This window comes from Mycolicibacter kumamotonensis (genome assembly GCF_002086285.1).
In the GTDB taxonomy this organism is placed as follows: Bacteria; Actinomycetota; Actinomycetes; order Mycobacteriales; family Mycobacteriaceae; genus Mycobacterium; species Mycobacterium kumamotonense.
On the sequence record NZ_MVHU01000021.1, the window covers coordinates 77,246 to 84,257 of the forward strand.

At 67.0% G+C, this 7,012-nt stretch carries 8 protein-coding genes; 3 read left to right on the top strand and 5 right to left on the bottom strand.

Annotated features, from left to right (window positions below; all coding sequences use genetic code 11):
* Positions 1 to 3 precede the first annotated feature (3 nt).
* From BST28_RS14635 to BST28_RS14650, 4 genes are all read right to left on the bottom strand, one after another.
* Entirely contained in the window at positions 4 to 768 is a 765-nt protein-coding gene (locus tag BST28_RS14635; RefSeq protein ID WP_019738437.1) for a sensor domain-containing protein, read from the bottom strand.
* Positions 768 to 2,633 (bottom strand): translation elongation factor 4, encoded by a 1,866-nt coding sequence (lepA, locus tag BST28_RS14640; RefSeq protein WP_029249478.1) that lies wholly within the window; start codon positions 2,631 to 2,633, stop codon positions 768 to 770. The genes BST28_RS14635 and lepA overlap by 1 nt, the downstream gene beginning before the upstream one ends.
* 120 nt (positions 2,634 to 2,753) lie before the next feature.
* Positions 2,754 to 3,314, bottom strand: coding sequence for a hypothetical protein (locus tag BST28_RS14645; RefSeq protein ID WP_019738435.1), 561 nt, complete (start codon positions 3,312 to 3,314; stop codon positions 2,754 to 2,756).
* 214 nt (positions 3,315 to 3,528) lie between these two features.
* Entirely contained in the window at positions 3,529 to 4,197 is a 669-nt protein-coding gene (locus BST28_RS14650; protein ID WP_019738434.1) for a hypothetical protein, read from the bottom strand.
* Between the two features lie 255 nt (positions 4,198 to 4,452).
* Here BST28_RS14650 and BST28_RS14655 point away from each other — a divergent pair, with 255 nt between their 5' ends.
* On the top strand, positions 4,453 to 5,067 hold the full coding sequence (locus BST28_RS14655) for a type II toxin-antitoxin system PemK/MazF family toxin (protein ID WP_029249477.1): 615 nt from the start codon (positions 4,453 to 4,455) through the stop codon (positions 5,065 to 5,067).
* A 1-nt stretch (position 5,068) separates the two neighbouring features.
* Here BST28_RS14655 and BST28_RS14660 read toward each other — a convergent pair whose 3' ends face one another.
* Positions 5,069 to 5,497, bottom strand: coding sequence for a CBS domain-containing protein (locus BST28_RS14660; RefSeq protein ID WP_019738432.1), 429 nt, complete (start codon positions 5,495 to 5,497; stop codon positions 5,069 to 5,071).
* Between the two features lie 127 nt (positions 5,498 to 5,624).
* Here BST28_RS14660 and BST28_RS14665 point away from each other — a divergent pair, with 127 nt between their 5' ends.
* Both BST28_RS14665 and rpsT read left to right on the top strand, forming a co-directional pair.
* Entirely contained in the window at positions 5,625 to 6,482 is an 858-nt protein-coding gene (locus tag BST28_RS14665) for a ribonuclease Z (protein ID WP_109510913.1), read from the top strand.
* 118 nt (positions 6,483 to 6,600) lie between these two features.
* Positions 6,601 to 6,861 carry a 30S ribosomal protein S20 gene (gene rpsT, locus BST28_RS14670; RefSeq protein ID WP_019738430.1) on the top strand — a complete coding sequence of 87 codons (261 nt, stop codon included), beginning with the start codon at positions 6,601 to 6,603 and terminating at the stop codon, positions 6,859 to 6,861.
* The last annotated feature ends 151 nt before the right edge of the window (positions 6,862 to 7,012 follow it).

The following is a 7,012-nucleotide window of genomic DNA, read 5'->3' on the forward strand; positions in this document are numbered from 1 at the left end:
GGGTCAGCCGCTGAGGCCGCGGACCTTGTCCAGCATCGCCCGTGCCAGGTCGGCGGCGGTGGTGTCCCCGGGCGGCGGCGCGTCGGCGTGGTCATCGTCGTCGACGAACCAGAACACATCGACGTCGACGAGGCAGTTCACCCGCACCGCCACGGCCCGCGTCACCCGCAGGCCCACCTCGCCGCCCACGCTGGTCCGCACGGTCGCGGTGAGCACCCCGTCGCCGGTGGAGACGTCGATGATTTCACCGCTGGCCTCGCTGCTGTCACCACCGGGGCGCACCACCGTTACCCCGTCGCAGTTGCCCCACTGCTGCGCGAACCTCTCGAACAGCGCATCGGCATCGGAGGCTGTGGGCAGTGCGACCACGGCCTCACCCACTCCGGTCAGCTGCGAGTCGTCGGAGGTGGAGTTTCTGTCCCAGAACTCGTGGGCGACATCCTGGACGCCGGCGGAGTCGTAGACCGATTTCTGGCCGCCCACCGCGGCGCCGACGCAGTCTTTCGGCTCGGCGTCATCCCAGGCGTCGGGCAGCTCGTCGACGCCGCCGAACCGCGGCGGCAGCGAGGGGTCGCTGTGAAAGGGCTGGCCGACCAGCTTCGAGAGCTCGGCGTCGTCGAGCAGCACCTGCCGGACCGCCATGCCGGTGACCGGGGTGGGAGCCAATCCCGGTGCCGGCCTCACGGTCCCGGAGACCACCGTGGTGCAGCCGCTGGCCAGCATCAACGCCGCCGCGCATACCGCGGTTCTGCCAGCCCGGGCGGCCACTACTTCTTGGCTCTTTCCCCGCCCGACCCGGCGCTTCCGCCGCTATCGGTGGACAGTGCCGCGACGAACGCCTCCTGCGGCACATCGACGCGGCCGATGGTCTTCATCCGCTTCTTGCCTTCCTTCTGCTTTTCCAGCAGCTTGCGCTTACGGGTGATGTCACCGCCGTAGCACTTGGACAGCACGTCCTTGCGGATGGCCCGAATATTCTCGCGGGCAATGATTTTCGAGCCGATCGCGGCCTGCACCGGCACCTCGAACTGCTGGCGCGGGATCAGCTCCTTGAGCTTGGTCGTCATCTTGTTGCCGTAGGCCGACGCCGAATCCTTGTGCACGATCGCACTGAACGCGTCCACTGCCTCGCCCTGCAACAAGATGTCGACCTTGACCAGGTCGGCTTCCTGCTCGCCGGCCTCCTCGTAATCGAGGCTGGCGTAGCCGCGGGTGCGCGACTTCAGCGAGTCGAAGAAGTCGAAGATGATCTCGCCCAGCGGCATCGTGTAACGCAGCTCGACACGTTCCGGCGAAAGGTAGTCCATGCCACCGAGTTCCCCGCGCCGCGACTGGCACAGTTCCATGATGGTGCCGACGAACTCGCTGGGAGCGATGATGGTGGTCTTGACGACCGGTTCGAAGACCGCGCGGATCTTGCCTTCGGGCCAGTCCGACGGGTTGGTGACGACGATTTCGGCGTTGTCCTCGCGGATCACCCGGTAAACGACGTTGGGCGAGGTGGAGATCAGGTCCAGGTCGAATTCGCGCTCCAGGCGTTCGCGGGTGATCTCCATGTGCAGCAGACCCAAAAAGCCGCAGCGGAACCCGAACCCCAGCGCCACCGAGGTTTCCGGCTCGTAGGTCAGTGCGGCGTCGTTGAGCTGCAGCTTGTCCAGGGCGTCACGCAGGTTCGGGTAGTCCGAGCCGTCCACCGGGTACAGCCCGGAATACACCATCGGCTTGGGTTCGCGGTAGCCGGTGAGCGCCTCGGTGGCCCCGCCCCGGGCGGTGGTGACGGTGTCGCCGACCTTGGATTGGCGCACGTCCTTCACCCCGGTGATCAGGTACCCCACCTCGCCGACGCCAAGTCCCTTGGAGGCCTTGGGTTCCGGGGAGACGATACCGACTTCGAGCAGCTCGTGGGTGGCGCCGGTGGACATCATCGCGATCTTCTCGCGCGGGGTGATCTTGCCGTCGACGACACGGACGTAGGTGACCACGCCGCGGTAGATGTCGTAGACGGAGTCGAAGATCATCGCCCGGGTGGGCGCGTCGGCGTCGCCGGTGGGCGCCGGCACCTGTTTGACGACTTCGTCGAGGAGCTCGGCCACACCCTCGCCGGTCTTGCCGGACACCTTCAGCACATCGGTGGGTTCGCAGCCGATGATGTGGGCCAGTTCGGCGGCGTAGCGCTCCGGGTCGGCGGCGGGCAGGTCGATCTTGTTGAGCACCGGGATGATGGTGAGGTCGCGATCCAGTGCCAGGTACAGGTTGGCCAGGGTTTGGGCCTCGATGCCCTGGGCGGCGTCGACCAGCAGGATGGCGCCCTCGCAGGCCTCCAGTGCCCGGGACACCTCGTAGGTGAAGTCGACGTGGCCGGGGGTGTCGATCAGGTGCAGCACATACTGCTCACCGTTGGCCGTCCAGGGCAGCCGGACGTTCTGGGCCTTGATGGTGATGCCGCGTTCGCGCTCGATGTCCATCCGGTCCAGGTATTGGGCGCGCATCGAGCGATCGTCGACGACGCCGGTGAGCTGCAGCATCCGGTCGGCCAGGGTCGATTTGCCGTGGTCGATGTGGGCGATGATGCAGAAGTTCCGTATCTGCGCCGGCGCGGTGAAGGTCTGGTCGGCGAAACTGCTGATGGGAATCTCCTGGTGAGCGGGTGGTGCGGGGGTGCCTGCCTACTGTCTAGTCAGGGTAGCGAGGCGGGGGCTGCAAAACGAAACCCCCGGAGGCGCACCTCCGGGGGCTTGCGTTTCCAACGAGGATCAGACGTCGATTCCGTCGAGCCCGAAGTACCCGCCCAGGTCGGCCACGCCCGCGTTGAAGAAGTTGGTGAAGTCGGCGAAGAAGCCTTCCCCGGCCAGCCCGGCTTCGATCCCGCTTTCCGAGCCGAACAGGTAGCTGCCGGCATCTTCGAGGGAAATCTCGCCGCCACCGGTCATCAGCGCGTAGAGCATCACGTTGCTGGCGTCGGCGAACTGCGTGACCGCGCCGTTGAACAGGCTGTAGGAGCCCGGGTCGCTGGACATCTCATCTTCCCAGTTCACACCGAACAGCAGCGCCGCGAAGGCCGTGTTGGCTTGCAGGTCCTCAGCGGAGATGGTGCTGAACGACAGCGGGTTCTCCGTCGTCGGCTCGCCGACGGTGATCACGTTGGGGTCGACATCCGCCAGCGTGGCCTGGGTCCCGAAGAGCCAGTTCATCGACTGGACCTCCGCCACCAGGATGCTGCTGAAGTCGGGGCCCTCCGCGACCGCCAGCGGCGCCAATGCGAATGCCGCACCCGCAGCCAAGCTCCCCACCACGCCGATTTTGCGAATGCTCATAGTCTTTTGCCTTTCACGATGTCCAACCGGCGGATTGCCACCGCCGGACGCTCCCCCAGCACCGTCCGCTGCAAAGCTCGTCAAATCTAACAGATACCTGTGATTGAGCACAACGGTTTGCTCAGCTGGATATCAGTCGGCGCATTTCTTGCCAGAATTTTCCCAGCTAAACGAGATCAAAAGGACGCATCGGGGCCTTCTTAGCGAGCCTTAGCTAGGGCGTCACATCGGCGAGGCTGAATATGCCGAACAGGTCGGCCCAGGCGGCCTGCATCAGGTCGCCCTGCAGGGTGCCCAGGGCATCCTGGAAGCCGCCGGCGGCGGTGAAGATGTCCGCGTCGGGCGCCAGGAATTGCAGGTCGGCGTAGAGAGCCGAGTCCGGATCTATGGCCGCGCCGCTGAGGTTGTCATAAAGGCTCGCCGCGATCGCCGCCTCGTAACCGCCGTCCCCCAGGGTCTGGTTCAGCCCCAGCACGTCGTCCAGCTGAGCCTGCAACAGCGCCTGACCGACGAGGTCCGCCTCGGTGAACCGGGAGAACGCGCCGTTGAAGAGGCTGTCCGCCGGGTCTGCAGGGTCCCCCGGGAACAGCAACGAGTCGTCCGGCAGGCCCAGGCCACCGCTGGTGGTCGGTTCCAGTGCCCAGGAGTAGACGCTCTGCTGTAATGCCACATCCTGGTTGAAAAGGCTGTCGTTCTGTTCCGCCTGCGCGAGTATCAGGTCGTTGTTAGCGGCGTCAGCGGTGCTGACCAGCGTCACACCGCGCTGAGCGGTCCGGTCCGCGTGCTCGGATATGCCGACCACGCTGAGAGCGGCCGCGGACAGTCCGGTCAAGATCGCAACGCCGAGGGCGACCCCGCGCCGAAGGCTGTTGCGATCCTCCATGACTTCACTTCCCTGGTATCGCACAATCGGGCAGCGACAACGCCCCCGGTGCGGCGAAAACCCCGCCGCCCCAGCACCCCGCCGTTCTCAAACCTCACATGACGGTGTGATCTTCGACGCTACGCCGATGCGCCACTGGGGACAATGCAAGCGCCACATCAGATTTCAGACAGGCTCGGGGAAGCGTGCCCAGCCGAGACGGTGACCGCAAGCAGGTCATCGGTGCCCAACGCCCGCTTCGCCTATGCTGCGATCATGGCTTCCCCGCGGAAGACCCCTTGGCAGACGGTGCAGCGATTCGCGGAAAACCTGGTGTTCAACGAAGCTCCACGGCTCATCCGCCAGATCGAGCAGACACCGCTGGTGCAACAGCGCATTCAGCGCGGCATCGAGCAGGGCATCAAGATCGGCCTGGAGATACTAAGCGGCGCGACACCGGATGCGGCGCCGGCGATCCCGGCCGGCCGGCCGGTCACGAACAGCAGCGTCCCCACCGCGCACCGCGCGCGTCGCCTGGTCTACGCCCCCGACCTCAACGGCCGGGCCGACCCGGGCGAGATCGTCTGGACCTGGGTGGCCTACGAGGATGATCCGGGCCAGGGCAAGGACCGGCCGGTGCTGGTCGTCGGACGCGACCGCAGCATGCTGCTGGGACTGATGCTGTCCAGCCAGCCGCGGCACGCCGACGACGCGAACTGGCTCGGTATCGGCGCCGGTAGCTGGGATGAGGCCCAGCGGCTCAGCTGGGTACGGCTGGACCGGGTGCTCGACGTGCCCGAGGAGTCGATCCGGCGCGAGGGCGCCATCCTGGAGCGCTCGGTGTTCGAGGTGGTGGCCGCGCGGCTGCGCAGCGACTACGCGTGGAGCTGAGCTATCCCTGGCTGATGTAGGAGCGCAGCTGCGCCTGCTCGGCCTGCAGCTCTTCCATCCGCGACTTCACCACGTCGCCGATGCTGACGATCCCGGCCAGCCGGCCGTCCTCGAGCACCGGTATGTGGCGCGCCCGGTGCTCGGTCATGAGCATGCTGACCTCGTCGGCGGTGTCGGATTTGGTGCAGGTCGCTACCACCGTGGTCATGATCGCCGACACCGGCCGGGCCAGCAGGCTGGCGCCGTGGACGTGCAGCTGGCGGACCACGTCACGCTCGGAGGCCACCCCCTGCAGGCCGTCGGGCCCGATCACCACCATGGCGCCGATGTTGTGCTCGGCCAAACCGGCCAACAACTCCATGACGGTGGCATCCGGGTGGATGGTCACCACCGCCGCGCCCTTGTTCCGCAATACATCCGCGATCCGCATTGAAGCCTCCCGCCGCAGTGATCTGCTTCACACCAGGCTAGGCCATTTCTCCCGACCTCGGGCGGCGATGTTCGAAACTCTGCCGATCGCCCACTGCGCGATGCGCATCTGTGGCATATGTGACGTCATGACGATCGAGATCACCCTGCTGGGCACCGGAAGCCCCATCCCCGACCCGAACCGCGCCGGACCGTCGACCCTGATCCGGGCAGGTGGCCAGGTGCTGCTGATCGACTGCGGGCGCGGGGTGTTACAGCGGATGGCCGCGGCGGGTGCGTCCGCGAACACGCTGTCGGCACTGCTGCTCACCCATCTGCACAGTGACCACATCGCCGACCTCGGCGACCTGCTGATCACCCGGTGGGTGACCACGTTCAGGCCCGACCCCCCACCACTGACGATCATCGGCCCGCCGGGAACCTCCGAGGTCGTGGAGGCGACGCTGCGGGCCTTCGGGCACGACATCGGCTACCGGATCGCCCACCACGCCGACCTGACCACACCGCCTCCCGTCGAGGTCCGCGAGCACACCACCGGCCAGGTTTGGGATCGCGACGGCGTGCAGATCACCGTGGCGCCCACCGACCACCGGCCGGTGACGCCCACGATCGGGTTCCGGGTCGAATACGCCGATGGGTCCGGGACCGCCTCGGTGGTGCTGGCCGGCGACACCGTGCCCTGCGACAGTCTCGACGCGTTGGCCGCCGGAGCCGGTGCGCTGGTGCACACCGTGATCCGCAAGGACCTCATCGCCGCGCTCCCCCAGCAGCGGATCCGAGACATCTGCGACTACCACTCCTCAGTGGCCGAAGCCGCCGCGACCGCCCAGCGCGCCGGGGTCGGCACCCTGGTGCTGACCCATTACGTGCCCGCCATCGCGCCCGGGCAGGAGGAGCAGTGGCGAGCGCTGGCCGCCGCGGAGTTCGAGGGGCCGATCGAGCTCGGCGACGACCTGCACCGCGTCGAGGTGGTGGCGGGAGGCTGACCACGGGGCCGCAGGTGAGCCAAGTTGGGGAGTTGACAGCCCAGCTGGTAACCTGAACAGCCGTTGCCCCCGCGTCGGGAGGCGAACCCAACTCAAGCTTTTAAGAAGGAACTACTCCGTGGCCAACATCAAGTCGCAGGTGAAGCGCAACCGGACCAACGAGCGCGCCCGGCTGCGCAACCAGTCGGTGAAGTCGGCGGTGCGCACCGCGATCCGCGCTTTCCGTGAGGCCGCCGAGGCCGGCGACAAGGAGAAGGCCGGCGAGCTGCTGGTGTCGACCAGCCGCAAGCTGGACAAGGCCGCGAGCAAGGGCGTGATCCACAAGAACCAGGCCGCGAACAAGAAGTCGGCGCTGGCGCAGGCCCTCAACAAGCTCTGACCTGGCGGGTCGCCCCGCGAACGCAGGCCCCTGATTCCACCCGGAACAGGGGCCTTCGTGCTGCCGTAGCCGCCCTAGGACTCTGCTGAATTAGTGGCCTGAGGGGCGGGGTGCCTCGTGGCGCTTGTTGGCGCTGATCTGAAGTCAGACC

Bases quoted from the DNA above. Each gene is read 5' to 3' on its own strand.
- BST28_RS14665 (WP_109510913.1), top strand. From the start codon at position 5,625: ATGACGATCGAGATCACCCTGCTGGGCACCGGAAGCCCCATCCCCGAC.
- BST28_RS14645 (WP_019738435.1), bottom strand. From the start codon at position 3,314: ATGAGCATTCGCAAAATCGGCGTGGTGGGGAGCTTGGCTGCGGGTGCG.
- BST28_RS14660 (WP_019738432.1), bottom strand. From the start codon at position 5,497: ATGCGGATCGCGGATGTATTGCGGAACAAGGGCGCGGCGGTGGTGACC.
- BST28_RS14655 (WP_029249477.1), top strand. From the start codon at position 4,453: ATGGCTTCCCCGCGGAAGACCCCTTGGCAGACGGTGCAGCGATTCGCG.
- BST28_RS14650 (WP_019738434.1), bottom strand. From the start codon at position 4,197: ATGGAGGATCGCAACAGCCTTCGGCGCGGGGTCGCCCTCGGCGTTGCG.